The organism is Geobacillus kaustophilus (assembly GCF_000948285.1).
GTDB classification, from domain to species: Bacteria; Bacillota; Bacilli; order Bacillales; family Anoxybacillaceae; genus Geobacillus; species Geobacillus thermoleovorans_A.
In genome coordinates this window covers 3,185,867-3,212,380 of record NZ_JYBP01000003.1, presented here as the reverse complement: position 1 = coordinate 3,212,380, position 26,514 = coordinate 3,185,867, and the positions used below count along the sequence as shown (strand labels likewise).

Genomic DNA, 26,514 nt, shown 5'->3' with positions numbered 1-26,514 from the left:
CCTCCAGTCGGGCACGGCTGATTGGAGGGAAGCAGCCGTCACCAGCTTCCTAGTGTGAGAAAGCAGACCGCTTTGAGTTGTAAGGGAACAGGATTTTCCATTCCCCTTTCTCCTTAGCGACAAATACATCTTGATGAATCTCGAACACGCCAAAGGCGCTATGGAACGTCTGGATGACGCGGACGCGGTAGACGTTTTTGAGCGGCTTGCTTCTATCAGACATCGACCATGAAGGCAACGACTCGATGTCATCGATGCGGTATTCGAACGTTTTCGCGCCGAAATCTTGCATAAAGACATGAGCGCGGCGTTGGATGTAGACGTCTTTTGGGAATTTCTTTTTCATCAGCGGGTGAAACAGCTCCCACGAGCTGCCAAAATCCCCTGCTTGTTCGTAGTGGTAAAACGTTTCGACGACTTGCCTTGCATCGCGGCGTTCGCTCGAAAGAACGAATGACAGCACGATGGCGCAAACGGCGGCGAGGACCAAAACGAGAACAGCTGTCCTTGCGGCGATCTTCTTTTGTCGGTAGCGTGGGAACATCAGCCTCTCTCCTCTCTTGGTACGATGATATGCCAAGACGGTCGGGAATATGGGGAAGAGAACGTGCATTTTCGTCAAAAAATGGGCGGTGATGTAGTACAATAGATGGCAGGAGAGGGAAAGCAGAACGAGTATCTTTGCTTGCAGGGTGCTTTTTCTCTAGTTAAGCGGAGCGTAAATCGGCTCCGTTTTTCCTTTGGCGTTCCGCTGAAAACAGAGTATGCAGGAGAGGTAGAGAACGATGCGGAAATCATCCATTTATGCGCTGCTGGTCGCCATCATGGTTGCTTGGGGATTGAACGTGACGGCGTTAAAAATTCTTGTAGAGCATTTTTCGCCCGTCGCGTTGACGGCGCTGCGCATTCTAACGGCCGGGTTGGTCGTGCTTTTGTTTTTATGGGGGATCGGCAAGCTTCAAAAAGTCGGTTGGAAGGAGGCGAAACAGATCGGCTTGGCCGCTTTGTTTAGCGTCGTCGCCCACCACTTTTTCCTTGCCGTTGGGTTGACGAAGACAACGGCGGTGAATGCGGGTCTTGTGTTAGGGCTTGTGCCGCTTGTGACGGCGCTGTTGGCGATTGTGTTTTTGGGCCAGCGGCCGACGTTGTTTCGTTTGCTTGGCATCGCGCTCGGGTTTTTTGGCGTCGTGTTTGTCGTCGCAAACGGCGACGGCGGCCTCGGCCATTTGTCCATCGGGGATGTGTATGTCTTTTTAGCCGTCTTGGCGCAAGGGATCAGCTTCATTATGATCAAAAAGGCGACGGTCGAGGCGCGGGTGATGACCGGGTGGATGCTCGTCTTCGGGTCGCTTTGGCTGTTTGTCTTAAGCCTCGTCCTCGAGCCGAGCGGCCTATCGAGTTTGAAAGAGGGCACGCCGCCACTTTGGCTCATTTTCCTTGCTTCGGCGGTCGTGGCGACGGCGCTTGGCCATATGTTTTACAACCATGCTGTGCAGCACCTCGGCCCCGCCGAGTCAGCGGTGTTCATTAATTTGAATCCGCTCTTTTCGCTTCTTGGGGCGCATTGGCTGCTTGGCGAGCCGATTTCATGGATGCAGCTGGCTGGATTTCTGTTCATCGTCGTTGGTGTGATGTTTGGCAGCGGGGGGATGGATGACATGAGCGCCCGCTTCCGCCGGGCGAAGGCGGTGGGGGGCGGAAGAAAGGCGGGGATGTGGTAAAGTCGCTCTGCTTCGGTGTCGCGCGTGCAAGTGGTGAAACGGAGAAGACTGCACATTTGTAGCTGGTGTCTTGGTTGTCTCTTCTCGAAACGAGACGACCATTTTTTGTGCCATGGACAGGATTTTGCCTGATGGTGTCGAAAAAGAAAATACGAAACCTATTCATGTGAGGTGAATGTATGGCGATCGATCACGACCGGTTGTTCAAGGAGCTGCTGCAGACGTTTTTTGAGGAATTTGTGCTTCTCTTTTTCCCGGATATGCACGAGCATATCGATTTCAGCCGTTTGTCGTTTTTGTCCGAAGAGTTGTTTACGGACGTAACGGCTGGGGAGAAGTATCGGGTAGACTTGCTGGTGAAAACGAAGTTCAAAGGGGAAGATGGGGTGATCATTGTTCACGTGGAAAATCAGTCCTCCGGAGCGAATGTTTCTTTACTTCAGCCGCTTGTTTGAGAAATACCGCACGCCGATCATTCCGATTGCTGTTTTCAGCTATGATGCCATCCGCAACGAACCCTCCTCGTTCACGCTCTCTTTTCCGTTTGGTGATGTGCTTGACTTTCACTTTTTCTCTGTGGAGCTACGCAAGCAAAACTGGCGCCAGTTTCTCCGCACCGACAATCCGGTGGCGGCTGCGCTGCTTGGCAAAATGGGCTATACTGAAGATGAACGAGTGGAACTGAAAAAGCAATTTTTGCGCATGTTGGTGCGTCTCGAGCTAGACAAGGCAAGGCAGCGTCTGCTGATCGGCTTTTTTGAAACGTATGTCAAATTGTCCGATGAGGAAGAACAACAATTGCGAAACGAGGTGGAGCAAATGAAGGCGAAGGAAAAAGAACAGGTGTTGGAATTCATCATTTCTTACGAGCAAAAGGGAAAAATCGAAGGGCGGGAAGAAGGAGCCAAACAAGAAAAACGGCAAATTGCGAAACGGATGTTGATGAAAGGGGTTGATGCGCAAACGATTCACGAACTGACCGGATTGCCTGTGACAGAGATTGAGGAAATGAAACAAGGCAACTCCAAGTGAATGGAAATAAATCACCGAACGTCTTGGGCAAACAGGCGGGGCAAAAGGCCGGCCCCGCCCTAGCGCTTCTGTTTCGCTGCTGTTGATTCCCGCTTGATTAGTTTTGTGGACAATAACACTTCTTGAAATGGTTCATTCGGGTTGTCCCAACGCCAGAGCAAAAGCTCCACTGCTCGTTTGCCGTAGCGCTTCAGGTCGATGTCAACAGTCGTGATTTTCGGCGTCGCGATTTGCGACAGCTGGCCGTTGTCAAAACTGCAGACGGAAACGTCATCGGGCACTTTTAGTCCGTATTGTTGCAGGGCGGTGGTGACGAAAAAGCCAAGTCCGTCGTTGACGCAAAACCAGGCGGTCGGCTGATGTTTCAGTCCGCGGATGTAGCTCGCGATGGCGGTCTCGTCCTCTTGCGCGTGGCGGAACATCCACTCCTCGTTCGGTTTCACCCCATAGTCTTTCAACGCCAATAAGTACCCTTCATACCGTTCTTGATAGCTCGGCGAGTAGTTGATGTCGCCGACAAACGCGATGTCGGTATGGTTCAGCTCGAGAAGATGCTGGACGGCGGCATACGCTCCGAACCGATTGTTCGTCAGCACCGCATCGGCTGGAATGTTCGGGTGGTGATGGTCGACAAGGACGGTCGGGATGCCCGTGGCGATGATTTGTTGAATGTACTCGGTGCTGATATGGGAAAGGACGATCACCCCGTCGACTTGTTTTTCCTCGATGAACGAAGGCAAAAGAAGCTGTTCTTTTTGCTCTTTGTTCACCGATTGGATGTGCAGCTTCATGCCGCGTGACAGTGCTTCCTGTTCAATGCTTAAATAAATTTCGCCGAAAAATTTCAATGAAAACGTGCGGTCGGAGGCGATGAGCGCGATTTGTTTCGGCGGTTTGCCGCGCGATTTCGCGCGGGAGGCGGGATATTCATACCCCATTTCTTTGGCCACGCGCTTCACAAGTTCCCTCGTTTCCTCACTGACCCCTTCTTTGCCGCGCAGCGCTTGAGAGACCGAGTTTTTGGAAATGTTCAATCGATCGGCGATGTCTTGCATGGTGACGCGTTTTTTCATGCACTACCTCCACTTGTTCGCTATTTTTTGCCGACAAGGGCGACAATTGCGATTTCTCGTTTCTCATAGTTCAAGTATACATCGAAATCTTGAAGGTTGTTTCCGCTTTCGCGGCGTTTGGTTTCTTGCTTTCTTTAGTTCAAGTATACCTCCTTGTGAAAATGAAAGACATGCAAACCTCCGGAAAAAAATATATTATATACGGAACGGTATTGTAACGTTACAAATATTAATTGTCAAGTTAATGCCTTGTGTCAACGTTCATTATTTTTCTTGTCTTTTCTGCAAAAAGAAGTTGACTATTTATTAAAATCATGAAATAATGTCATTGTAACGTGATAAAAACATTTAATTTTAGTTGACAAAGTTGTCCGTCTCAGTGATTTGTCATGAGAAGGGAAGGGTTTTCTGAGGCGTTTGTTTATGTAAGCGTTTTATCGACTGCTCATCCATACAAGGGGGGAATGGACGATGAACCAGCGCAAGTGGTTCAAGCTGGCTGCGTTGTTGATGGCTGCCGCGGTGATTGGAACAGGTTGTCAAGGACAGACGGAGAAGGAACAAGGGCAGAAGAAGGGAGGATCGACCGTACAAATTGATTTTTGGGCGGCGCCGAACCCGACGCAGCAAGCATTCTGGAAGAAGATGGCGGACCGCTATATGGAAGAGCATCAAAACGTGAAAATCAAAGTATCGCCGATGCCGGAAAGCCCTTCTTCGGAGGCGGGAATTCAGTCGGCGATTGCGGCGGGAAACGCGCCGGTCATTTCGGAAAACATCTCCCGCGGGTTTGCCGCGCAGCTGGCGGACAGCCGGGCGATTGTGCCGCTCGACCAAATTGAAGGGTTTGATGATGTAATCGCCAAGCGGCAAATGAAGAGCACGATTTCAACATGGAAATTTGCCGATGGCCATCAATATGTGCTGCCGATTTACTCAAACGCTATGCTGTTTGGGTGGCGAATCGATATTCTGAAAGAATTGGGATATAACGCTCCGCCGAAGACGTACAGCGAAGTCATTGAAGTCGGCAAAAAGCTGAAAGAAAAATATCCGAACAAGTTTCTATGGGCGAGAGCCGACTTGGCCAAGCCGACGTGGTGGGCGAGATGGTTTGACTTCTTTATGATTTACAATGCGGCGTCGAATGGGATGCATTTCATCGATGGGAACAAGTTGAGTGCGGATCGTGACGCAGGGGTGAAGACGCTCCAGTTTTTCGCTGATTTAAGCAAAAACAAGCTCGTGTTGATGAAAGAGACGAAAGACCCGTTTGAAAGCGGTACATCCGTGATGTCCGATTTAGGGCCGTGGGCGTTCCCGTATTGGGCCGAGAAGTTTCCGGAAATGAAGTTTAACGAGAAATACGTTTTGTCGATGCCGCCTGTGCCTGATGGCATGGACCCGTCGCAGGCGAAAACGTTCGCCGATACAAAAGGGCTGGTCATTTACGCTTCGGCCACGAAAGAGCAGCAACAAGCCGCGTTTGATTTTGTCAAATGGGTGTATTCTGACCCGCAAAACGATTTGGAATGGCTGAAGGAAACGAATTTGCCGCCGGCGCGGGACGACTTGTCGACGAACGAGGCGTTTGTCTCCTATTTTGAACAAAATCCGCAGCTGAAACTGTATGCGGAAAACATTCCGAACGCCATACCGCCGATGGACAACGCGAAAATGGTTGAGATTCAAGAGCTGATCGGCAAAGAGGCGTTGAATCCGGTTGTAAAAGGAGAGAAAACCCCAGACAAAGCGTGGGAGGACATGGAAAAGGCGATTAACGGGGTGTTAAAATAACATGAATAAACAGGCAACAAAAGTGGGTTGGCTGCTTGCCAGCCCATACCTTGTCTATTCCTCTGTTTTCTTTTTGATTCCCCTGTTTTGGGCGTTATATCTCGCTTTTACGAACTGGAACTTGATTTCTCCAGAATACGAGACAGTTGGAATGCAAAACTTCATTGACGCTTTCTTCAGCCCGAGCGTGCGGGCGGCGTTTTGGGTGACGTATAAGTTTATGTTGATGTTCGTGCCGATCGTGATTGCAGGCTCGCTGTTTTTGGCGCTGATCCTTCACCATCTTCCTCGGTGGAAAGGATTGTTTGCCGTCGGATATTTTTTGCCGTACTTGGCGTCAGGGGTGGCGTCATCGATCGTCGTGAAAGGCGTCATTTCCTACAACAGCCCATTGAATCAATTTTTGCGAGACGCGTTTGGCTGGGATATTGACTGGCTCGGGTCGCCGATATTAGCCCCGCTCGTCATTGCGCTCATGATGGCGTGGAAGTTTGTCGGATATTATGCGCTGCTGTTTTTGTCCGGGTTGGAAAACATCCCGAAAGAAGTGTATGAAGCGGCCGAAATCGATGGGGCGGTCGGCTGGAAGCGGGTTTGGCACGTGACGATTCCGATGCTGTATCCTTCGTTTTATACCGTGACGATTTTGGCGGTCGGCTTGATGTTTGGCATTTTCACCGAACCGTATGTGCTGACAGGCGGCGGGCCGGAGTATGCGACCCATACGTGGCAGCTGGAGATTTACAACCAGGCGTTTGAAAAACTAAATGCGGGTTACGGAACAGCGGTCGCGATCATCAATTCGATCGTCACCTTTGCGTCGATTTTCGTTTTTCGCAAGGTGTTGGAAAAATGGGGTGGCAAACATGGCTGGGAGTAAAACATGGAAGGTCGGATTGCTTTATGTGTTGGCGTTTGCCGTTTTGCTCGTTATGGTGTTTCCGTATTTGTATATGGTGTTAGGCTCTCTTGCCCCATGGAATGAGGTCGACCGAAAGCTTATCCCGTCATCATTGACGCTTCGCTCGTATGAATGGCTGTTTCAAGGCGGCGAAGATGTCGTGCCGCGGCCGTGGCTTCGGGCGTTTTTCAACAGTTTGCTCGTTACGACGGCGTCAACGCTGCTCATGCTTGTGACGGCGGTGATGGTTGGATATGCGTTGTCGAAAGTGAAGTTTAAAGGGAGACAGTGGGTCAACAACGCGATTTTGTTCCAAATGTTTTATCCATCGATCATTTTGCTTATTCCGCTGTTTTTGATCGTCCGGTATTTCGGCTGGTACAACACGTATTGGGCGATGATCGTGCCGAAGGCAGTCAACTTGTGGGCCATCTTTATGTACACGAACTTTTTCCGCAGCATTCCCGATGAATTGATCGAAGCGGCCAAGATGGATGGAGCGGGCCATTTCACCATCATTCGCCGTATTGTCTGGCCGATGTCGCGGTCGATTACGACGATCATTTTCTTGTTCCTTTTTATGGAGCGATGGGTGGAACTGCTTTGGGATATGCTTGTGGTGAATAACGAAAAGATGTTGACGTTAAACGTTTTGTTGGCGCAAATGTTCGGCCCGTACGGAGGGTACCCAGGCCCGATGTACGCCGCCTCAGTGCTTCTCACGCTGCCGATTTTGGTTTTGTTCCTTTTGTTTAGCAAGAATTTTAAGGAAGGCATGCAGTTCATATTAAAATAAATAGAACCATTATGTTGGAAAAGGGAGCAGGGAGAGACGTGATGCAGACAAGGACGCCGACGATGAAAACATGCAAGACACTGCTTGAGGAATTCCAGGGCGGGCCGCAGCCGCTTCGGGCGGAGAAGCTCGTGTTTGCCGGCGTTGGAGGACGCGATGTGTACAACATTTCCGCCCCGTTCGAAGACGATGGCGAATGGGTCATTGCCGGACGGGTGGAGGCAAGAGACAGCGAGCAATCAGAAGTATACTTTTTCGTCGAGCGTGAAGGAACGTGGGTGCCGCGGGAAGGGGCGCCGATGTTTGCTTTGCAGGATCCGTTTGTTTCGCGGGTGCACGGGCATCTCGTGTTTGGCGGCGTGGAGACGTTTCCGCATCCCGTGCTTCACGGGAAGTTGTATTGGCGGACGGTGTTTTACCGCGGAAAAACGATCAAGGAATTGGCGCATTTCTTCACCGGTCCCGACGGGATGAAAGACATTCGTCTTGTTGAGCTGCGGGATGGGTCGGTCGGGGTGTTCACCCGTCCACAAGGGGAAAAAGGCGGACGCGGAAAAATCGGCTTCATCCGCATTGGCACGCTTGACGAGTTGACGGTGGAGGCGATTGAGAGGGCTCCATTGATTGACGGCCAATTTGCCGATGAAGAATGGGGCGGCGCCAATGAGGCGCATTTGCTTGATAACGGGCTTGTCGGCGTCCTTGGCCATATCGCTTGTTTCGATCAGGAGCGGAACCGTCATTATTATCCGATGGCGTTCGCGTTCAATCCCGATACGGGGGAAGCGTCGGAAATGGAGCTGATCGCCACAAGAGCCCATTTCCTCGACGGCCCGGCGAAGCGCCCGGATTTGGCGGATGTCGTGTTTAGCGGCGGGTTGATTCGCAAAGGGGACGGAACGGCCGAGTTTTACGCTGGAACGAGTGATGCAGAAGCGCAAAAACTAACAATTGTTGATCCATTTACGAAATATGAAAGGCAGTGGTGACGATGCACCTTTACCGCTACGAAGAAAACCCGCTCATTACGCCGAAAGACGTGTCGCCGTACCACGACGGGTTTGAAGTGATCGGGGCGTTTAACGCCGGGGTGGCGATGTTTCAAGGAGAAGTGCTGCTTTTGCTTCGGGTGGCCGAGCGGCCCGTTTCGGATGATCCGAACATTGTGAAAGCGCCGGTGTGGAATCCAGAGACGGGGAAGGTCGATATTTACGAATTTCGCAAAGACGATCCGCGCTATGATTTTTCCGATCCGCGCGTCATTAAAGAGGCGGGGGCCGATCGGTTTGCCTATTTGACGTCGCTCTCGTATTTGCGCCTCGCCCGCAGTAAAGACGGGCGGCGGTTTGTGATCGACGACCGCCCGTTCGTCTACCCGTCGAATGAGCTCGAGATGTTTGGCATTGAAGACCCGCGCATTACGTGCATTGACGGCACGTATTACATTTACTTCAGCGCCGTTTCGTCAAAAGGAGTCGGCGAGGCGATGGTGTCGACAACGGATTTTCGGACGGTGACGCACCACGGCATGATTTTCGCGCCGGAAAACAAAGATGTGCTCATTTTTCCGGAGAAGATCAACGGCAAATATTACGCCCTCCATCGCCCCGTGCCGCGAAGCAACGGCCGCCCCGAAGTGTGGATCGCCGAGTCGGAGAATCTGCTTCATTGGGGGAATCACCGCTTTTTGTTCGGTCTGCGTGAAGGAAAGTGGGACAGCGCCCGCATCGGCGGCGGGGCGGTGCCGATCAAAACAGAGCACGGGTGGCTCGAGTTGTACCACGGCGCGTCGGATGACCACCGCTACTGCATGGGGGCGGTGCTGTTGGATTTGGACGATCCAGCGAAGGTTCTCGCCCGCTCGGACCGGCCGCTTGTCGAGCCGGAAGCGGATTATGAGGTGAACGGGTTTTTCGGCCGCGTCGTGTTCTCGTGCGGTGCGCTCGTTGACGGTGATATCGTGAAGATGTATTACGGCGCCGCTGATACGTCGATGGCGTGCGTCGAGCTGAAGCTTAGCGAGATTTTGGCTTCGCTTGTGAAAGGGTGACGCGCGCTGCGGCATCAGAACAGAAACGCCTGGGTGGCCGGGCGTTTCTTTTTTTGGTTTGCCGCCAACATACGGGGTAAAGGATGCTTTCGTGGCGGTTATGTGCGATAAAGGGGCGTTTTAACGTTCATGGCGTCATTCCGTTTCTTTTCCGTTCAACAGGATTTGGTATAATAAAAACAACGCCGATACATAGGGCAAGTCGGCACTTGTTCATTTTGAAGGCTTGTTCGCAGCTGGGAAATCAACAACACTGGCCATGACTTGAGAGAACAGATGATCATTGGATAGAGGAGGAACCATCGGAGATGAAAAAAGTGCGCAAAGCGATCATTCCGGCAGCTGGGCTTGGGACGCGGTTTTTGCCGGCGACGAAGGCTATGCCGAAGGAGATGCTTCCGATCGTTGATAAGCCGACGATTCAATATATCGTCGAAGAAGCCATCGCCTCAGGCATTGAGGACATCATCATCGTCACCGGGAAAGGGAAACGGGCGATCGAGGACCATTTTGACTACGCGTTTGAGCTTGAACAGATGCTTAAGCAAAAAGGGAAGCTCGATCTGCTTGAGAAAGTGAAAGAGCCGTCGAAAGTTGACATCCACTACATTCGCCAAAAAGAGCCGAAAGGGCTGGGGCACGCCGTTTGGTGCGCGCGCAATTTCATTGGAGACGAGCCGTTTGCGGTGCTGTTGGGCGACGATATCGTCCAGGCGGAAAAGCCTTGTTTAAAACAGCTCATTGAGCAATATGAACAAACGTTCAGCTCGGTGATCGGCGTCAAGCGCGTGCCGGAGGAAGAAACGCATCGCTACGGAATCATCGACCCGCTCGAGCAGCAAGGCAGACGCTACCAAGTGCGCCGCTTCGTGGAAAAACCAGCCCCGGGCACAGCGCCGTCGAACTTGGCGATCGTCGGCCGCTACGTGTTGACGCCGGAAATTTTCTTGTTTTTGGAGAAACAGGAAGCAGGAGCAGGCGGGGAGATTCAGCTGACGGACGCGATCGGGCGGCTGAATGAAATTCAGCGCGTATTTGCCTATGAATTTGAAGGAAAGCGGTACGATGTCGGCGAAAAGCTCGGCTTTATCGAAACGACGATTGAGTTTGCCTTGCAAAACGAGGAGCTGCGGGATGATTTGCTTTCGTTTTTGGAGCGGGTGATGGCCGAGGCGAAGGGATCAGCCAACAGTTAATTCAATCGGGAGTAGCTATATAAGTTGCAATTTTGTTTTACATGGCATTGTTCGCTCTTCTTGTCACCGTGTCAGCTTGTCAGGTGATAAAGACGGGACATGGAGATCGGAAATTTCTTTATTACAACCTAATATAGTGAAGAATGATTTGCAGGTTGTTTTGGGCAGTTGTATGTGGAGGAAGGCATGCTTGTTGAAATGTTGACTGTGGCCATATGGCCTAAGCCTACAAGAGTGGTGAAAAAACAGTCGTTCGCTGTAAATTGGTAGTTCTCAACCAGAGAAAAAATGGATTTTGCAAAGTTTCTCAAATTGAAAAAAGCTGTTATCAAGTCAAAATTTTCATTTCATCAATGGCTCTCTAGAGGGAGGAGGGTAGGTATGCCTCGCATCCGGATCGAGCATTTTGGACCTGTCGAGCTGTTTGAGGAGGAGATTACCGATGTTACGATTTTGGTCGGCCCCCAAGCGAGCGGAAAAAGTACGATTAGTAAACTTATCTTCTTCTTCCAATCAATTCTCGATGAATGGGTAGATTATTTAATTTCATTCCGTCGGTTCATCACCAAAAGATGTACTTGACTTTTAAAGACAAACATGATAGCAATGTTTGTTGCTCAAAGAGACGTATGGTATTAAAAGGAAAAACGCTGTTTTGATTTTCTCTATCATGATCGTCTTTATTTGTCAAGTACACTTTGTGGTGAAGAGCCATTCCGTCAAATGGAAGAAAATAACCCATTTTTTGAATTCAATAAACGTCTTCGGAGAAAGTTTGTTGGATACTTTGGCACGACAAAACATATGAAACCGTTTCATATTCGTTATGAGTATGGTGCTGGAAAGTTTGTTCGTCTTGATTTAAAAGACGGTTATGTACAAATCCACTTTAGCGATTCGTTGAAAAGGGATATTTTAGAAACCTTTAAACATATTGTTCAGATGAAAAAGGAGATGCAATACCAAGAACAACGGTTGGATGACTTTTGGAATGTCTCCTCTTGGAAAGCGCGCCAACAGAGTGTTTTGGAAACCGTGAAGACATCGATTGATGACGTGTTTGGCGATTCGAAAACATCCATTTTTATTCCTGCGGGGAGAAGTTTAGTTGCCGCGTTATCTGATCAGTTGCAAGATATTAACTCGCAGCAACTCGATGTTTTAACAGAACAGTTCATCGAGCGGATTAATTTGTTAAGGCGATCGATGAAGCATCATCTTCTATCAACCGTGTGCTCGATGAGCTTATGGAGGCGGAGGAAGAGGGAAAATAAACATGGCCGTTGCAGAGTGGAAACATTGTTTGCAATACTGTGATCATCGAAGGTTGGCTGTCGTTGAAGAAAATGGGAGGGGAGTCCGTTTCGTCAACAAGCAGCAAAAGCACGTCGCTTTGTACCGTGTGGATGATTGTTTGCTCATGGAGGGAAAGCGTTGTGATTTCCTGATTTTTAGTATTAGAAGAAAGCCGAGCGTTTTTTGTCGAATTAAAAGGGTCTGATCTCGTGGAAGCGGTGCGGCAAATCATGCGGACAGTTGAACAATTAGGCAAGAAGTTGTCTGGATACCGGTTTGAAGGACGAATTATCACGACGCGTGTGAGGACGCCTGCTGTAAAATCGACCTATAGGATCAAGCTGGAAAAAATGTTGAGGAGAACGGGCGGTTCGTTAGTGGTGAAAGTGAACTCGGACGAGGTAGAGGTGTAAAGGAAAGTAGGGAAACGGACCTGTGTTCCAAACAAAGCAAATTGATATTCCAGCGGAACGGGATGACGGCATCCGCATTCTCGTCGACCGCCTTTGGCCGCGGTGTCAAAGGTCGAAGCGTGCCGTGACCGCTGGTGAAAGAGACTGCCCTCCAGCAATGGTTTGGCCATCGGCCGGAGCGGTTTGCCGAGTTTGCGAGAACGTATGAACAGGAGGACTGATACGACGAAGCAAGCGCTCGTTACGGAGCTGCTTTCGCTTTCCGGAACGGTGATGTTGCTTTATGCCGCCAAAGACGAGCAGCATAACCATGCCGTTGTTCTTAGGGAGTTTTTGCGCAACATCGCTAAGGAGGGGTTCGGATGATTCGCGCCATGGTCGGCGATCTGACCAAAGTGGAAGGAGTCGAGTACATTTGCAATGCCGCCAACGGCATCGGGCCGATGGGCGGCGGCGTGGCAGCGGCGATCCGTCGGGCGGGGGGACGTGTGATCGAGGAGGAAGCGATCCGCGTCTGTCAAGCGCAAGACCCTAAGCCCGGCGATTTGTACGTGACAGGAGCAGGCTCGCTGCCGTTTCGCGGGGTCCTTCACTTAGTGACGATGAAGCAGCCTGCAGGGGCGACGTCGTATGACATCGTTCGGGCGTGTCTCGAGCGGCTCGTCGCGCACTGTCGGGAGAACGGAATCAAGAAGGTGGCGTTGCCAGCGCTAGGGACAGGCGTCGGAAGGCTTGACAAAGAAAACGTGGCGCAGTTGTTTGTCGAGGTGTTGGGTCCGGTCGAGGATGTGGAGTTTGTGGTGGTGGATATTGATCAAGCATTCATCCGTTTTGTCCAACAGCGCCAATAAAGGGAGAAAAAGGGCCTTGATTTCATTTGGCCCTTCTTTTTTTGGCAATGAATAACGTGTTTCCTTCTTTCTCATATCATATTATAATAAGAACACACGAATGAATGAGTTTCATTGACTTTCTCATCCGGCCGACAGGAGGTGGCATCATCGTTGATGTCCGAATGACGAAGCCGGTGTGAAAGGGAGTGGGGTTTCCTGTTCGAACCGCGATCAGGAAAAACAGCCAAAAATGCCAATGCGGGCGTTTTTGGCGCCATCCGGAGGGATGAATCATGTTATTCTCATTGCCAACATTAAAGACATGTCAAGTGTTAGTGGATGAATTTCGTTCGGCCCCACAGCCGTTTGAGCCGGAAAAACTCTGCTTTGCGGGTGTCGGGGACCGAGACGTTTATAATATTTCCGCACCATTTGTGGATGAAGGAGAATGGGTGATCGCTGGGCGCGTCGAGGCGCGCGACAGCGAGCAGTCGGAAGTGTACTTTTTCGTCGAGCGCGACGGCGTTTGGGTCCCTCGTGAAGGAGCGCCGGTGTTCGCCTTGCAAGACCCGTTCGTGTCGCGGATTCACGGCCAATTGGTGTTTGGCGGCGTGGAGACGTTCCCACATCCGGTGTTTGTTGGCGAGCATAGCTGGCGGACGGTCTTTTACCGCGGACCGAACATTCGCCGCTTGGAAAAGTTCGCCGAAGGGCCGGACGGGATGAAAGACATCCGCCTTGTCGAGTTGAAAGATGGCTCGATCGGCGTGTTTACCCGACCACAAGGGGAAAAAGGCGGCCGTGGGAAAATCGGTTTCACCCGCATTTTTTCGCTCGATGAGTTGACGCCAGAAGTGATCGAGGCAGCGCCGATTCTTGATGCCCAATTTACGGATGAAGAATGGGGCGGCGTGAACGAGGCGCATTTGCTTGCAAACGGGCTTGTTGGGGCGCTCGGCCATATCGCTTGCTTTGACGAGCAAGGCAACCGCCATTACTACCCGATGGTGTTCGTTTTGAATCCAGAGACGATGGAGCGTTCTGAGCTGGAATTGCTTGCGCTTCGCTCCCACTTTTTAGACGGACCGGCGAAACGGCCGGATTTGGCGAACGTTGTCTTCAGCGGGGGGCTCGTCCGCAAAGGCGACGGCACCGCCGAGCTGTACGCTGGCGTTGGCGATGCGGAAGCGCAAAAAATTTCGCTCATCGACCCGTTTGCGAAATACGAAGCGCAAGAGCTCGATCGGATGTATGCTTCCGTTTAGCGAACAGGATCGGTGCGACAGACCTTCTCTTGATGAGGAAGGTTGGCGGCCGATCCTTTTTCACATTTGGCCGGCAATGTTTCTCGCCTTGTGCGAAGGACTTCGGTTTGACATGAACATGACCTGTTCGTAGGGTAGGGCAGAGCGGTAATCGGAGTTGCGTTGCTCTCCTAGGGAAGACCATTTTCCTCTCCCATTGCCCCTTCCGAAGCCATCCGGTATACTGAGAAAAAAGGGAATGGGGAGGGGCCTTCATTGTCCTTGCCGCTTGCTTTTGGTGTGTCGTATGAGCGCTATTGGGTCCTGCGTGAACAAAGCGATGAGCGTTTAGAATATATTGATGGGGCCGTGTATATGACCCCGTCACCCAGCGTTCGTCATCAGTTGATCTTGAGCCGGCTTCATTTTCAGTTCAGTTTGTTTTTTCGAGGAAAGCCATGCCATGTGTTGGCGGCGCCGCTCGATGTGGAGTTGGTTGATGAGCAAACAGGGGAACGAAACGTGGTCGTTCCCGATTTGACGGTCATTTGCGGCGAAAAAGAGTTGGATGGAACGAAGTATATTGGGGTTCCGCCGCTGATCGTCGAGATTTTAAGCCCATCAAACCAGGCGCACGATCTCGTCACAAAGTTCCATTTGTACATGGCGCGCGGCGTCCATGAGTACTGGATCGTCAATCCGATGAAACAGGCCGTGATGGTGTATACGCTCAATGAGGAGCGGCTATATGAGCAAGCTGATGTCCAAGTCAAATCCGGTACGGTACGCTCTGCGTATTTTCCGGGGCTTGAGGTCGACATGGCTGAATTGTTCCATTGACGAGGCGCAAAGAGAACGGCTTGCAAGCGAACAGCGTGGGAACAATCCCACGCTGTTTTGGTGTCCAACGGGATCGGGGCGGCGTTCATCGCCCGCGTGATGTCCCTTTACGGTTGCTTTTGCCGCTTTTCCCGCTCGTTCAGCTTTTCTTCCATTCGCTTCAGCAATTTCTCCCACGGATTTTCCACCGGTTTTTTCTTCCGTTTTGGTTTTTCTTCCGGCATGATCAAGCGCCTCCTTTCGCCGCCGCGGATAAGGCGAGCAAGTCGCGCAGTTCTTCATCAGACAATTCCGTAATCCACGCCTCGCCTTCGGTGATGATGTCAGCGAGCGCTTGCTTTTGTTCGAGCATCTCGTCGATTTTTTCCTCGATCGTCCCTGTCGCAATCAGTTTATGGACGTGGACGAATTTCGTCTGTCCGATGCGGTAGGCGCGGTCGGTCGCTTGGTTTTCCACAGCCGGGTTCCACCAGCGGTCGAAATGGATGACGTGGTTGGCGGCTGTCAAGTTGAGGCCGGTGCCGCCCGCTTTGAGCGACAAAAGGAAGATCGGTGCTTTTCGCGCTTGGAACTCATCCACCATCCGGTCGCGCGTTTGTTTTGGGACGCCGCCATGCAAAAACAACACCGGTTCGTTAAACAAGTCGGTAAGCAGCTCTTGGATCATCTCGCCCATCCGCACGTATTGGGTGAAGATGAGGCACGACTCGTCGTTGGCGCGGATTTGTTCGATGAGTTCGATGAGCTTTTCGAGCTTGTGCGACCGTTCGACGAGCTGGCGTGGATGGCGCTCTTTTAAATAGAGGGCGGGATGGTCGCAAATTTGTTTGATGCCGTTTAACATCTGCAAAATCAATCCGCGCCGCGCAAACGGACTGGCTTCTTTAGCCCGTTCAAGCGTGTCGTTGACAAGCTGCTCGTACAAAGCCGCCTGTTCGGCTGTGAGCGGGCAATATTCTTTTTGTTCGATTTTGTCCGGCAAGTTGAGGGCGACGGCTTCATCCGTTTTCGTCCGCCGCAGCAAAAACGGGCGGATGAGCGCCTGCAGCGCCGCTTTTTTGCGGGCATTCCCTTCTCTTTCGATCGGTCCGGCAAAGCGGCGCTCAAATTCCGCTTGGCTGCCGAGATAGCCTGGGTTGAGAAAGTGGAAGATGCTCCAAAGTTCGCTTAGGCGGTTCTCAACCGGCGTGCCGGACAAGGCGATTTTATGGTTCCCATGCAGGCGGCGGATGGCGCGCGCTTGTTTCGTTTGCGCGTTTTTGATGTTTTGCGCTTCATCAAGGCAAATCGTATGCCAGTGCATCTGTTTTAAATCGTCATGATCCAAATGAGCAAGGCTGTAAGACGTAATGACGAGATCGGCCTCGCCTGCCGTTTGCGCGAACGCTTCGTTTTTCGCCCGGTTCGGTCCGTGGTGGACATAGATGCGCAAGTCTGGGGTAAAGCGGGCGCATTCCTTTTGCCAGTTTCCGATCACACTTGTCGGGCAGATGAGAAGCGCCGGTGTGTTCGGACGTTCCGTTTCTTTTACATAGGTCAAATAGGCAAGGAGTTGCACCGTTTTGCCAAGCCCCATGTCATCGGCCAAGCAAGCGCCAAAGCCAAAGCGGCGCAAGAAGACGAGCCAGTCGACGCCGCGCTGCTGATATGGGCGGAGCGTGCCGCGAAACGACGGCGGCACGGCGACGGCGGGAAGTTCGTCGATGTTTTGCAGCTGTTGGACGAACACCCGAAACTGATGGTGCACATCAATGCGAATGGCGATCTCATCTTCTCCCGCCTCATCGTGTCCGTCCGCTTCGGTGAGCAGCGTCTGGGCGACGAGTTCATGGATCGGCACCCCTTCTTTTTTTGCCTTTTCCATGAGCGCCTGCGCGCGGCGGACAAGAGCGGGATCGAGAATGAGCCATTGGCCGCGCAGGCGGATGAGGCGCCGCTTTTGTTCCGCCAAAGCGGCAAACTCCTCTTCGGTCAGCTCGATGCCGTTAGTCGCCACCCGCCAGTCAAACTCGGCGAGGCGCTCAAGGCCGAATAATGATTCCGCGGTGACGGAAGGCGCCAGCTTCGCTTTGATCGACAGCTGCGCCTGGCGGATGTCGTGCCACCAGTCAGGGAGCAACAGGCGGACGCCTGCTTCTGTGAGCTTTAAGCTTTCTTCGGATAAAAAGCGCCATGCTTGTTCGTCGGACAGTTCATGAAGCAAAGACTCGTTTTCATCGCCAAGCCACGGCACGATCGCGCGGATGCGGCGGATGGCGCGTTGGACCGATGATTCATACGGCCGCCAAGCACGCGGAATGTCGCGTGCGGGCGCGATGGAGCTGTCATCGATGGCGATCAGCACGGGCTCAAGCGTCCATACGTCGCCGCCCTCGGACGGTTCAATGAGGCGCAGCCCGACGACAAACGGAGGCCGGTCGCCGAGCCAGCCGATTTGTTCCAGCCAGTCGTCTTCCGTTCCGGTCCATTGGTCGCCACGGGATGTGATCAACGGATACGTGCGGACGATTTCTTCCCAAATGCTGCGAAGCTCCGGGTCGCGTGAGAGCCAGTCGGCGACCGCAAGCGACCGCCATGTGGCGACGAACGGATCGGGATCATCGTCCGTGCTGCGCCAACGGGTGCGACCCGCTTCGCTCCATGCGCCGCCTGTGCTTTTCCAAAGGGAAGCGTCTGGAAGGAAGCGGCGTTCCTTCAACCCATTCCAAATGTGTCTCGCCCACTCTTCCAATTGGGCGGTGAATTCGTCTGCCCATTCAATGACGGAAAAGCGCGAGTGCGGACGCAACGCGAACAGGGTGAGCGCCTGCCACGGCGACAGCCGCACGATGTCGTGCTCGACATCCATCATGGTGCCGTAAAATGTTTCTTCGTGCCAGGCAAATAAAGGCGAAACCCATGATGAGGGATGGGTGGAACCCGAGAGCTCGAAACATCGAATCTCTTCATTCCATCTGCAGGAAATCTGAATCGTCTCCAATGCCTTCATGGAAGCAATTTTCCTTTCTTCAATTCTTCATGAAACGCGCGCAGGCGCGCCGTTTTGGCGAGCAGCTGCTCAAGATACGCTTCCCATTGATCGAGCCGCTTCATCGAACGGTAATGAGTCCGCAGCGTTTTCAAGTGGCGGACCGCCCTTTGGTAGCTCGCCCGGTTTTTTTCTTCGAGTCGCTTCATCACGGCCCGATGATATAGCGGCATCACCAGTTCCGCTCCACGGGCTTGCAATGTTTTGAGCAGCTGCGGATGCAATTCATCGGCGGTGATGTTTACCCATAAAAACAGGTCGACGACTTCCCGGTAGCGTCCTTGCTGATACAAAAAATTGGTGTAATGGTTCACGCTGTAAGGGAGGCTTCGCTGCAAAAACTCCTCCCATGCATTCGGGCGATTTCGTTGGCGGGCATACATTTCAAACAAATGAACCGCTTCGTCCAAAAAACTGCCCCGGATGAGGTGAGGCAAGTGGGAAAGGTAAAGGGGCCAATCCTCCTTCCCCTTTTCCCAAACGGCTTCAAACCGCTTCACGAGGCCGTTTTGGATGAACCGTCCGATCCATTCAATCAAAAACAGGCCTGCTTGTTCGGGGAACGCACGGTAAAGCGCCATCGCTTCGTCGTCTTCGCCAAGCAGGAAGGAAAGGTGGGCCGCCGCCATGGCGGCGCGGGTGCTGCCTTGTTCATGGGCGAGCCGAAGGAGTTCGGCCCGTTCTTCCTGCCGCCATGCGGGCTTGGTGAACAACAACTCCCACGCGGTTGTGTAAAAGTCATAGCCGAACGATGACAGCGCCCCGTCCAAAAACAATAGATCACGCACGTACGGAATTGTCTGTTCGATCAATGCGTTGAGCGACCGCGGCAGCGATTTGCCAGACAATTGTTCTAGGGCGTCAAAGGTGCGGTCGGCGACATGGTTGACGTCCTGCTGCCAGGAAAACTGCCCGTAAGAGGCGAATCCGCCGTCATTCCAACCTTGATCCTCCCCGTACTGCCGAAGCTTCTCCAATAAAAAGAGAGCGGCATGAAGCTCCCGCAGCGGGCGGGCGCCGGCTTGCTTCCCTTCGTTTTTGCCCAGCTTCGGGAGAAGCTGGAAGGCCAAACGGTACGGCCAGTTTTGGCCGTTTTGATGGCGGGAGAAAAAGTCTTGATACTGTTTCTCAAATTGGTTCCACCAATCTTCGACGGTTTCATTTGGAGTGATGGAAAGGGCAGTCGGTTTCCCCACCCTTTTTTGAGCGAGCGGCTCCTGCTCATTAGCAGCGGGCGCCTCTTTGCGCAACGCTTCGATTTGGCCTTTTTTCCACAGGCGGAACAGCTCGCCGCTGTCCAACACATTGCCGTATATGTAAAAAAACAGCGCCAAAATGTGCGGGCATAGTCCTTCTGTCCCGCATGGACAGCGATGGCGGCGGGTGATGTTGGCTAAGTCGAGCATGACCTCATGGGGGGTGATGTCAGAAACGACCCCTTCCACTTCGTGGCTGTTGATGACCATGACGTTATAGACCAACCCGTTTCTTGACAAGTCGCGCCCTTTTTGAATGAGATGATGGAAAATAGAAAACGGCAATTCTTTCAGCAATTCGCCAGCCGCCTGTTGCAAAAGCGGTTTGGAAATGGTCGTTTGCAGCATGTCGGTTCGTCCTTTCCGTTCATTTCCCTATCATTTAATTATAGCATGTCGAAATGGGGAACGCTATGCGATTCCCGGTGGAAGCGGCCTGTCTTCTGCATTTGTTGCTGGGAATGTGTAGGTAGAAAAGCTGACGATGATATATCTTCTGCCAATGATGGTATAATGGAAATAGGCAAAGCCTAAGTTTAAGAGAAAGCAGGTGCATCGAATATGGCGGCAGTGCCGCGAAACGAACCATGTCCGTGCGGAAGCGGAAAAAAGTACAAGCATTGTTGTGGAAAAAAAGAGGCGGTGTCGATTGCGTCGTTGATTGACCGTGAGTTGATCGAATGCATGAATGATATGCGTCAGTTTGTCTTGCAGCGGTATGAGAGGGAGGCGGAAGAACTTTTGGGCCAGTTCCCGCTTGAAGAGATGCCGGAGGAACTCGAGCTTGGCGTGCAGATCATGGCGGTGAACTGGATGTTGTTTTGTTGGCCGCTTGATGAAACAGGACAAACGATCTTTTCCGCTTACCGGAAAAGCCGTCATTGGGAGCGGTGGCGCTCGTCCGTTCAAGCTCACATCGAGAGGTGGGAAGGAGCCGTTCCGTCGCTTGGCGAGTTCATCGGCTATGATGATGAAAATCGCCCCGTTGTCCGGGATTTGTTGACGGGAGAGGAAAGGAACGTCCATTTATTGGCTTCCTATCAATGGCCGAACGTGATCGAAAAAGGGGATGCGGTGTTCGGCTTCCTTGTCCCGTACCAGGAAGTGTTCACGTATTTCACGACGGTGTTTCCGTTCCCAGCATCAGGGAAAGAGCGATTGCTTCGGGCGATTCAAAAAGAAGCGGAGTGGAGCGGTCAGTCGGCGGCTTCATGGATGGGTTATCAGTTTGTTGATGTGTTTTCCGCCATGTTGCTGGAGTGGCTTTGGCAGTTTGCCAAACAGTTCAAATGGGATGATCCGAAACAAGCCGACGTCATTCGCGAGCTGGATGAAAACGAGCCGGAGGCGCCAGCGGCGCTGCTCAATCAAGCTTTCGCCATATGGGCGCTCTATTGCGGAAAAACGTCCCGCCTTCCTTATTCTGTTCCCGTCTACGCTGCGGCGCTCCGCCATGTGGCCGGTCATTTGATGAAGGCAGAAGGATCGGATGTGGAAGACATTGCCGATCGGTATGACGTGATGTCCCAAGATGTGCGGTCGGCGGCGTTGGAGTTTTTCCTGATGGCTGTCGATGATGAAGACGACGAGGAATGGCTCGATGACTGGGAGGAAGACTGGTTCGAAGAGGACGGGGATGAGCTCGATGCGCGCATCGATGAATGGATCGATGACATGGATCTTATGTTGATGCGTGAAGGATGGGACGAGAAGCGAGTCAACCGTCATATTGATCGAGCCATCCGTTCGTGGCGGAAAGAAGGGCTGCTTGAGGGAGTGAATGAAAAAGAATTGCGCGAGGAGCTCCGCGATTTAGCGTGGGAGATGTTCACCGATCGGGGCTTCATCTAAAAGGCTGGTGAAAAACAACCATTTGATGTGCGGCATTGATCGACGTTTTGAAAAGGAAAGATTAGAAGGGAGGACAATGCATGTCGATCGGTCGAAATGATCCGTGCCCGTGCGGAAGCGGGAAAAAGTATAAGAAGTGCTGCATGAACAAACAACAGCAGCATGAAATCAAGCGGATGCGGCAGCGCCGCTTTTTTGACCAAAAATATGAGCTGTCGCAAATGGTGCAGCGTTTTTTGGATGAATCGCTGTCTTATGATGAACGTGAAGCGGTAACCCGTATGTTTCGCCAAATGATCGAACAAAAGGATCATCGTGAAGAGTTGAAGGTGTTTGAGACGCTTTGGCGCTTTTTTCTCCATCGTTATCCGAATGGATTGCGCGGCATTGAATGGTTTCAAGAGGAAAAAGGGCGTCGCCTGTCTCCAGAACTCAAGGAAATGTTGGACCGCTGGGTTCGGCTTGTGCCGCGCCTTGTGCAATTTGTCGATTTGCATGATGAAGGAGGAGTGGCGATCGACCGGCTGACGGGTGAGAGACTCCTTATGCCGTATTGCGAGACGTTGGAGATTGTTCGTCCGTGGGGCGGCATGTTTGCCTTTTTGGAGCCATTTGACGGCGGGTATTATGTTTGTGGTGTATCATCGATTGTTGATCCGAAGGGCGTGGAACGGGCGGAAGAGAACATTCGCTCCTTGTTGACGCAAACCGGCTGGCCATATGACAAGGTAGCCGTTGAGCATTTTCTCGATATCGTCGATGTAGCTTATCCCCCGATGCCAGACGATGTACAAGAGGAACGAACGCGGTGGACTTATGAATATGAATGTAAGGAAGCCGCTGAGGCAGTGAGGAAGCTCGCTTCGATCGGACGGGCTCAGATTGACAACGACGATGGGGAAAAGGTGGAAGGTTCATGGTGCACCAATGTGTACCATTATATCGGGTTGTTTTCCCCTGAACCGATTCGTGTGTTTGAACTAGGCGGTTCATTATCGGCTCATCGGTCGCGGCTTGTGTTGTCTACTGAGAAGGAACAAACGGCCGAACAGCTTGTGTCGTTGCTGCGGGCGTTCGGGTATTCCCTAAAAGAACGAAAACGGCAGACAGAAGGCATTTTGCGCCGCAAAGGGGTAGAAAACGTTTCGTTTCATATTGATCCAGAGCCCGGCTCTCCTCCTTGGGCTGGGACGCTGGCCGGGCTGGCCGTTCAATTGGAAAAAGCCCTTCATGTCCCGCATGAGCAATGGAATGGGAAAACCCCCCATGAAATGGCGCGTGAAGGGCATGTTCAAGAAGTTGATGAGTGGCTGAAAGTGTATGAATTCAATTTGTTTAACATGCAAGAACGAGCGAATTTGCCGGTGTCCATAGGAGTGAATCACATTCGCTCCCGTTATGGATTGCCTCTATCTCCGTTTGATACGTCGCACCGCTCTTCGGACTTATGGAAAATGAAATGGCTTGGTCCGGAAGAAACCGACACATTGTGGATCCGGACGGAATGGGAAGGAATGTTTTTCACTGATGACTTGTTGACGTTTTATAACGAAATCGCCATGAATGAAAAAGCAGAAGAAATCAAAGAGACATGTTTGCTCGTTGTTCTGCTGCTGTGCGAATATATGGAGGGCCGGTCGTTTTCATCGTGGGGGGACGTAGGAGAAGAAGATTGGAAACAATGCATCGTCGAGCAAATCCCTACAAGATGGAATTCGCTTCCATGGGAAGCAGTGAGCCAAGCGCTTGATATGCTTCCTGAGCTGGCCGGATGGCTGGATCGCCGTTATGGAACGAAGCATCGAAAAGCCGTTTGCGCCGTTTTGGAAGATGTCAGAAGCGAATTGGAACATTGTTTTGCTTTGCTGGATGAATGGGGAACGGAGAGAGGCGAGGCTAATGAGAAACTGGCGGTTTGGCAATTTGCGCATTCGTTTGGCTTGCCCGTTCCTCTTTCCGTTGATTTCTCCTTTTTCCGCGTCAAGTACGTAGAGCGGGGGAAAGCGGTGCTTGATTGGCTTGTCCATAACCGAACGGTGACATGGGATGTTCCGGAGCGAGCAGAGCCGCATCTTTTGCCCGGCATGTATATAATCGCCGTGGTGGATCGCAACGGCAAGGTGAGCGATCTTGCCCGCGCGTACCCGCCGGCTTTCTCTCCGTACTTGGAGCCGTGGCTTCAAGCGCTGAAAGAGCGGCCGGACAAGGTGGAGAAAGAACTGTCCGCGCTTCAAGAGCGAGTGCGTGCATCGGCGGCTCGTTTGATCCGCCGGCCGTAGGCGTCCCCGATGAATGCGGAAGCGGCCCCTGCCCGCTTGGCGGGACAGGGGCCGCTTTAGAGTGTTGCGGTCGTCTCTCATCCCACGGTTTCAGCCGCGTGGAGTGTCAAAATTGGATATAGGCCAGCCGCTTGTTGGCTTCCTCGACGTCAAAGGCATCCGGGTCAAAATCGTCGCCTTTCATTTCGTACATCCAGTCGAGCCGTTCGCGCAGTTCTGGGTCGGCAAGGGAATCTTTGTTTGCGGCTGACTCGAGCAGTTCCAGATAGCCATAGACGCCGCCGCAATCCTCGGGAGGGCACGCCCGTTTTCCTTTCAGGCAAGTGGCGCGTTCTAGCGGTTTCGGGAGCGTCTCGATCTTTTCGACGGTGATGGTGTGGCGCCAGTAGTCGCCAAAATCGTACGTGTACTGAAATTTTTGTTTTTCTTTCTTGAGCCATTGTTCGAGCGTGGTGCGGCGCGCGTCTTCGAACATTTTCCCAAATTCGTAAAAGTCCCAGTCATCGGGAATGCCGATGACGATATCGCCGAATTCGAATTCATATAAATGCGCTTGCTCCCATCCCATCGCTTCTTGGATGGCCAAATGAAGCTGGTCAAACGTGGCGTGCCCGGGCACAAGGACGCGGCGCCAGATGGGCGGACGGATGCCGTTTAATGAAATTTTCAGCTGGTAGGCGGTTTTGGAGCGGCGCGGTTTCTTCGACGGTGAACTTTTGCTTTTTGTCGCTTCCACCCAACGACCGCGTGGGCGGGCAGGCTCCGTTGAACCGAGCTTCGTCATCAGTTCATCAATCAAATCTATGAGTTTTTTTTCTTCCATCAACATCGTTCTCCTTTTGGGTTCGTTTTTGTATACTTATAGTTTAACCTGTTTTTCCAAAAATCAAAATAATTGAAGCATCACGATCGCGGTCATCTTGCCTCCGGTCATCATGTATCGGAATGAGCGAGCCGATCGGGAAACGGTTGGAAATATGCATGCCGTATTGGTGCGTTGCCCCATCGCCGGCATTGGCGCATCGTTTTGTCCGCTGTCGCACGAGGGGGCATTGTGCGGAAATGGGGCGTTCATTGTCGGTTTGTGGATGTCGGCGGCGCCCGTTCTGTCGAGCGGTTTTCGCGGCTGGCAGACAGGAAATGGCCGATTGCGCGCGAACCATATAGTAGTAATGAGAGAACGGGGAGGGAGCGCGCATGAGGCGGGGGGGATGGCTCGCCGCATCGTTTTGTCTGCTTTGCTTGTTTGCACTCCTTTGGCCGTCGGGAGCGAAAGGGGAAAATGGCACGGAAGAAACGAAGCGCTTGGCGGTCGTGATGGCGGATCGCGTCAACGTCCGCCAAGGACCGGGGGTGCCGTATCGGCCGATGGCGAACATCCGCCGCGGCGAAGTATACCGGGTGGTGGATGTGAAAGACGGCTGGGTGAAAATTGAATGGGAGAACAATCGGACCGGGTGGATGGCCGAGCCGTACGCCGTCTTTGTGCAACGCGCCGAGGTGGTGCAAGAAAATCGGCTCCGCCTGCGGCAGGAGCCGGGTGCGAAAGCCCGCATTCTCGGCCATTTGACGCAAGGGGAGACGGTGTGGGTGATTGGTGAAGAAGGAGGGTGGAAAAAAGTAGTGGCGGAAGATGCCGTCGGTTGGGTCGCTGCCTCGTATTTGGCGCCAGCTGAGAACCGCTCTGTTTCGCAGTCGGAAGGAGTGGTGGACACCGATTCGCTCAACGTGCGGGCGGCGCCATCATTGGACGCAGAACGGATCGGGCGTCTGTTGCGCGGCGATCGCGTCAAGATTGTCGAAACAAAACAAGACTGGCATAAGATCATCGCCCGTTCGGGCCTGGCCGGCTGGGTGGCGGCTGATTACATCGGCGTGGAAAGTGAAAAGGCCGCCAAAAATCAAGAAGGGGCGGTGGACGCCTCCGTTCCGCCTTCTATTATTCGCCTTGGCGGCCCGCAAAGCTACGTGAGCCGCTGGACGCCAGGCCCCGTTCAACCGTTGGCTGGAAAAACGATCGTTCTTGACGCCGGGCATGGCGGCAAAGACAGCGGGGCGCAAAGCGTCGATGGCATCAAGGAAAAGGAGTTGACGTTGGAAACCGTCAAGCTCTTGAAAAACAAACTGCAGTCGTACGGCGCCCGCGTCGTGTTGACGAGGGATGGCGATGATTATGTGCCGCTGTCGGCGCGCGTCGCCGCCGCCCGCTTGTATCAGGCGGATGCGTTTATCAGCCTGCATTACGACAGCGCCGCTGACCGGCAGGCGAGCGGCATTACGATCTACTATTACGACCGGTTAGCGGATTATAGGTTGGCCCAATCGTTCGAACAGCCGTTTTCGCAATTCGTCCTGCTTCCGTTCCGCGGCGTTGCGTTTGGCGACTATTACGTGCTGCGGGAGAACGAGCGGCCATCCGTGCTGCTCGAACTCGGCTATTTAAGCAACCCGTCCGATGCCGGAACCGTTGCGGGCGATGGCTATCGGGAAGCGGTGACGACGGCAATGGTTCATGCCGTGCTTCGGTATTTTGAATGAGGTTCTGTTTCGCGGCGGACGCGTTATGGAAAGGAGCCGACTCAAAAGGCCGTCCGCATGCCTCGGTGAAACACATTCGTTCGATGCGGTATATATAAGTCAATGAAAGAGGGTGTGTCGCTGCATTTTGAGACATCCTCTTTTTCTATGACCGTGGTGAACAGGTAATTGTTGAAAAAAAGTTGAAAAAATATAATATTTATAAATGTGTGAAATAATCATTTTTCGTTTTTTTCTATCGTCTAGAAGGATGGTGAAAAGGCTCTTCACCACAAGTTGTACTTGATGATTTAAGATCGGTGTGCATAGCGAAAATAGAGGGTACAAAAAATGCGAATTTTCCTGTATGGTAAAGGTGACCAAACCAAAC

The 26,514-nt window shown here is 52.4% G+C and carries 22 protein-coding genes and 1 pseudogene; 18 read left to right on the top strand and 5 right to left on the bottom strand.

What is annotated here, in order from left to right; genetic code table 11:
• Positions 1 to 49: 49 nt before the first annotated feature.
• The gene (locus tag LG52_RS16495) at positions 50 to 544 is read right to left on the bottom strand and encodes a hypothetical protein (RefSeq protein ID WP_044732768.1); all 495 of its coding nucleotides are present in this window, start codon (positions 542 to 544) and stop codon (positions 50 to 52) included.
• A 241-nt stretch (positions 545 to 785) separates the two neighbouring features.
• On the opposite strand from LG52_RS16495, the gene LG52_RS16490 reads away from it, so the two are divergent.
• Positions 786 to 1,721: a DMT family transporter gene (locus LG52_RS16490; protein ID WP_044732767.1), complete on the top strand. Its 936-nt coding sequence runs from the start codon at positions 786 to 788 to the stop codon at positions 1,719 to 1,721.
• A 179-nt stretch (positions 1,722 to 1,900) separates the two neighbouring features.
• A pseudogene (locus LG52_RS16485) lies at positions 1,901 to 2,753 on the top strand (Rpn family recombination-promoting nuclease/putative transposase).
• Between the two features lie 59 nt (positions 2,754 to 2,812).
• On the opposite strand, the gene LG52_RS16480 reads toward LG52_RS16485, so the two are convergent.
• Positions 2,813 to 3,826 carry a substrate-binding domain-containing protein gene (locus tag LG52_RS16480; RefSeq protein ID WP_044732766.1) on the bottom strand — a complete coding sequence of 338 codons (1,014 nt, stop codon included), beginning with the start codon at positions 3,824 to 3,826 and terminating at the stop codon, positions 2,813 to 2,815.
• 471 nt (positions 3,827 to 4,297) lie between these two features.
• Here LG52_RS16480 and LG52_RS16475 point away from each other — a divergent pair, with 471 nt between their 5' ends.
• The 13 genes from LG52_RS16475 to LG52_RS16420 all read left to right on the top strand — a co-directional run bounded on the left by LG52_RS16475 (position 4,298) and on the right by LG52_RS16420 (position 15,192).
• Entirely contained in the window at positions 4,298 to 5,623 is a 1,326-nt protein-coding gene (locus LG52_RS16475) for an extracellular solute-binding protein (RefSeq protein WP_044732765.1), read from the top strand.
• A gap of 1 nt (position 5,624) precedes the next feature.
• A complete protein-coding gene (locus LG52_RS16470) occupies positions 5,625 to 6,503 on the top strand; it encodes a carbohydrate ABC transporter permease (protein ID WP_044732764.1) in 879 nt (292 codons plus the stop codon).
• A complete protein-coding gene (locus tag LG52_RS16465; protein WP_044732763.1) occupies positions 6,490 to 7,320 on the top strand; it encodes a carbohydrate ABC transporter permease in 831 nt (276 codons plus the stop codon). The genes LG52_RS16470 and LG52_RS16465 overlap by 14 nt, the downstream gene beginning before the upstream one ends.
• Before the next feature lie 41 nt (positions 7,321 to 7,361).
• A complete protein-coding gene (locus tag LG52_RS16460; protein ID WP_044732762.1) occupies positions 7,362 to 8,309 on the top strand; it encodes an MTP-1 family protein in 948 nt (315 codons plus the stop codon).
• Between the two features lie 2 nt (positions 8,310 to 8,311).
• Positions 8,312 to 9,370, top strand: coding sequence for a glycoside hydrolase family 130 protein (locus tag LG52_RS16455; RefSeq protein WP_044732761.1), 1,059 nt, complete (start codon positions 8,312 to 8,314; stop codon positions 9,368 to 9,370).
• Between the two features lie 308 nt (positions 9,371 to 9,678).
• Complete coding sequence (gene galU / locus LG52_RS16450; protein ID WP_044732760.1) at positions 9,679 to 10,566, top strand: UTP--glucose-1-phosphate uridylyltransferase GalU; 888 nt, start codon at positions 9,679 to 9,681, stop codon at positions 10,564 to 10,566.
• 381 nt (positions 10,567 to 10,947) lie between these two features.
• Positions 10,948 to 11,148: a hypothetical protein gene (locus tag LG52_RS18545; RefSeq protein WP_052524546.1), complete on the top strand. Its 201-nt coding sequence runs from the start codon at positions 10,948 to 10,950 to the stop codon at positions 11,146 to 11,148.
• Positions 11,149 to 11,289: 141 nt separating this feature from the next.
• Positions 11,290 to 11,883: a hypothetical protein gene (locus LG52_RS18540; RefSeq protein ID WP_052524544.1), complete on the top strand. Its 594-nt coding sequence runs from the start codon at positions 11,290 to 11,292 to the stop codon at positions 11,881 to 11,883.
• Positions 11,884 to 12,297: 414 nt separating this feature from the next.
• A complete protein-coding gene (locus LG52_RS20945; protein WP_331436735.1) occupies positions 12,298 to 12,483 on the top strand; it encodes a DUF488 family protein in 186 nt (61 codons plus the stop codon).
• Positions 12,480 to 12,641, top strand: coding sequence for a DUF488 family protein (locus tag LG52_RS20700; protein WP_122983788.1), 162 nt, complete (start codon positions 12,480 to 12,482; stop codon positions 12,639 to 12,641). Before LG52_RS20945 ends, LG52_RS20700 begins: the two co-directional genes overlap by 4 nt.
• Positions 12,638 to 13,126 carry a macro domain-containing protein gene (locus LG52_RS16430; protein ID WP_020755180.1) on the top strand — a complete coding sequence of 163 codons (489 nt, stop codon included), beginning with the start codon at positions 12,638 to 12,640 and terminating at the stop codon, positions 13,124 to 13,126. The genes LG52_RS20700 and LG52_RS16430 overlap by 4 nt, the downstream gene beginning before the upstream one ends.
• Positions 13,127 to 13,401: 275 nt before the next feature.
• Positions 13,402 to 14,373 (top strand): MTP-1 family protein, encoded by a 972-nt coding sequence (locus tag LG52_RS16425; protein WP_044732759.1) that lies wholly within the window; start codon positions 13,402 to 13,404, stop codon positions 14,371 to 14,373.
• 255 nt (positions 14,374 to 14,628) lie between these two features.
• The gene (locus tag LG52_RS16420) at positions 14,629 to 15,192 is read left to right on the top strand and encodes a Uma2 family endonuclease (protein WP_044732758.1); all 564 of its coding nucleotides are present in this window, start codon (positions 14,629 to 14,631) and stop codon (positions 15,190 to 15,192) included.
• Positions 15,193 to 15,418: 226 nt separating this feature from the next.
• Here LG52_RS16420 and LG52_RS16415 read toward each other — a convergent pair whose 3' ends face one another.
• Positions 15,419 to 18,181 carry a DEAD/DEAH box helicase gene (locus tag LG52_RS16415; RefSeq protein ID WP_044732757.1) on the bottom strand — a complete coding sequence of 921 codons (2,763 nt, stop codon included), beginning with the start codon at positions 18,179 to 18,181 and terminating at the stop codon, positions 15,419 to 15,421.
• Entirely contained in the window at positions 18,178 to 19,824 is a 1,647-nt protein-coding gene (locus LG52_RS16410; protein ID WP_044732756.1) for an SWIM zinc finger family protein, read from the bottom strand. Before LG52_RS16410 ends, LG52_RS16415 begins: the two co-directional genes overlap by 4 nt.
• Positions 19,825 to 20,037: 213 nt before the next feature.
• Between LG52_RS16410 and LG52_RS16405 the strand changes: the two genes are divergently transcribed.
• Both LG52_RS16405 and LG52_RS16400 read left to right on the top strand, forming a co-directional pair.
• Positions 20,038 to 21,327 (top strand): SEC-C domain-containing protein, encoded by a 1,290-nt coding sequence (locus LG52_RS16405; RefSeq protein WP_044732755.1) that lies wholly within the window; start codon positions 20,038 to 20,040, stop codon positions 21,325 to 21,327.
• 80 nt (positions 21,328 to 21,407) lie between these two features.
• Entirely contained in the window at positions 21,408 to 23,606 is a 2,199-nt protein-coding gene (locus tag LG52_RS16400) for an SEC-C metal-binding domain-containing protein (RefSeq protein ID WP_044732754.1), read from the top strand.
• A gap of 106 nt (positions 23,607 to 23,712) precedes the next feature.
• On the opposite strand, the gene LG52_RS16395 is transcribed toward LG52_RS16400, so the two are convergent.
• Entirely contained in the window at positions 23,713 to 24,429 is a 717-nt protein-coding gene (locus tag LG52_RS16395) for a plasmid pRiA4b ORF-3 family protein (RefSeq protein WP_044732753.1), read from the bottom strand.
• Positions 24,430 to 24,803: 374 nt separating this feature from the next.
• On the opposite strand from LG52_RS16395, the gene LG52_RS16390 reads away from it, so the two are divergent.
• Positions 24,804 to 26,144 carry an N-acetylmuramoyl-L-alanine amidase gene (locus LG52_RS16390; RefSeq protein WP_044732752.1) on the top strand — a complete coding sequence of 447 codons (1,341 nt, stop codon included), beginning with the start codon at positions 24,804 to 24,806 and terminating at the stop codon, positions 26,142 to 26,144.
• The last annotated feature ends 370 nt before the right edge of the window (positions 26,145 to 26,514 follow it).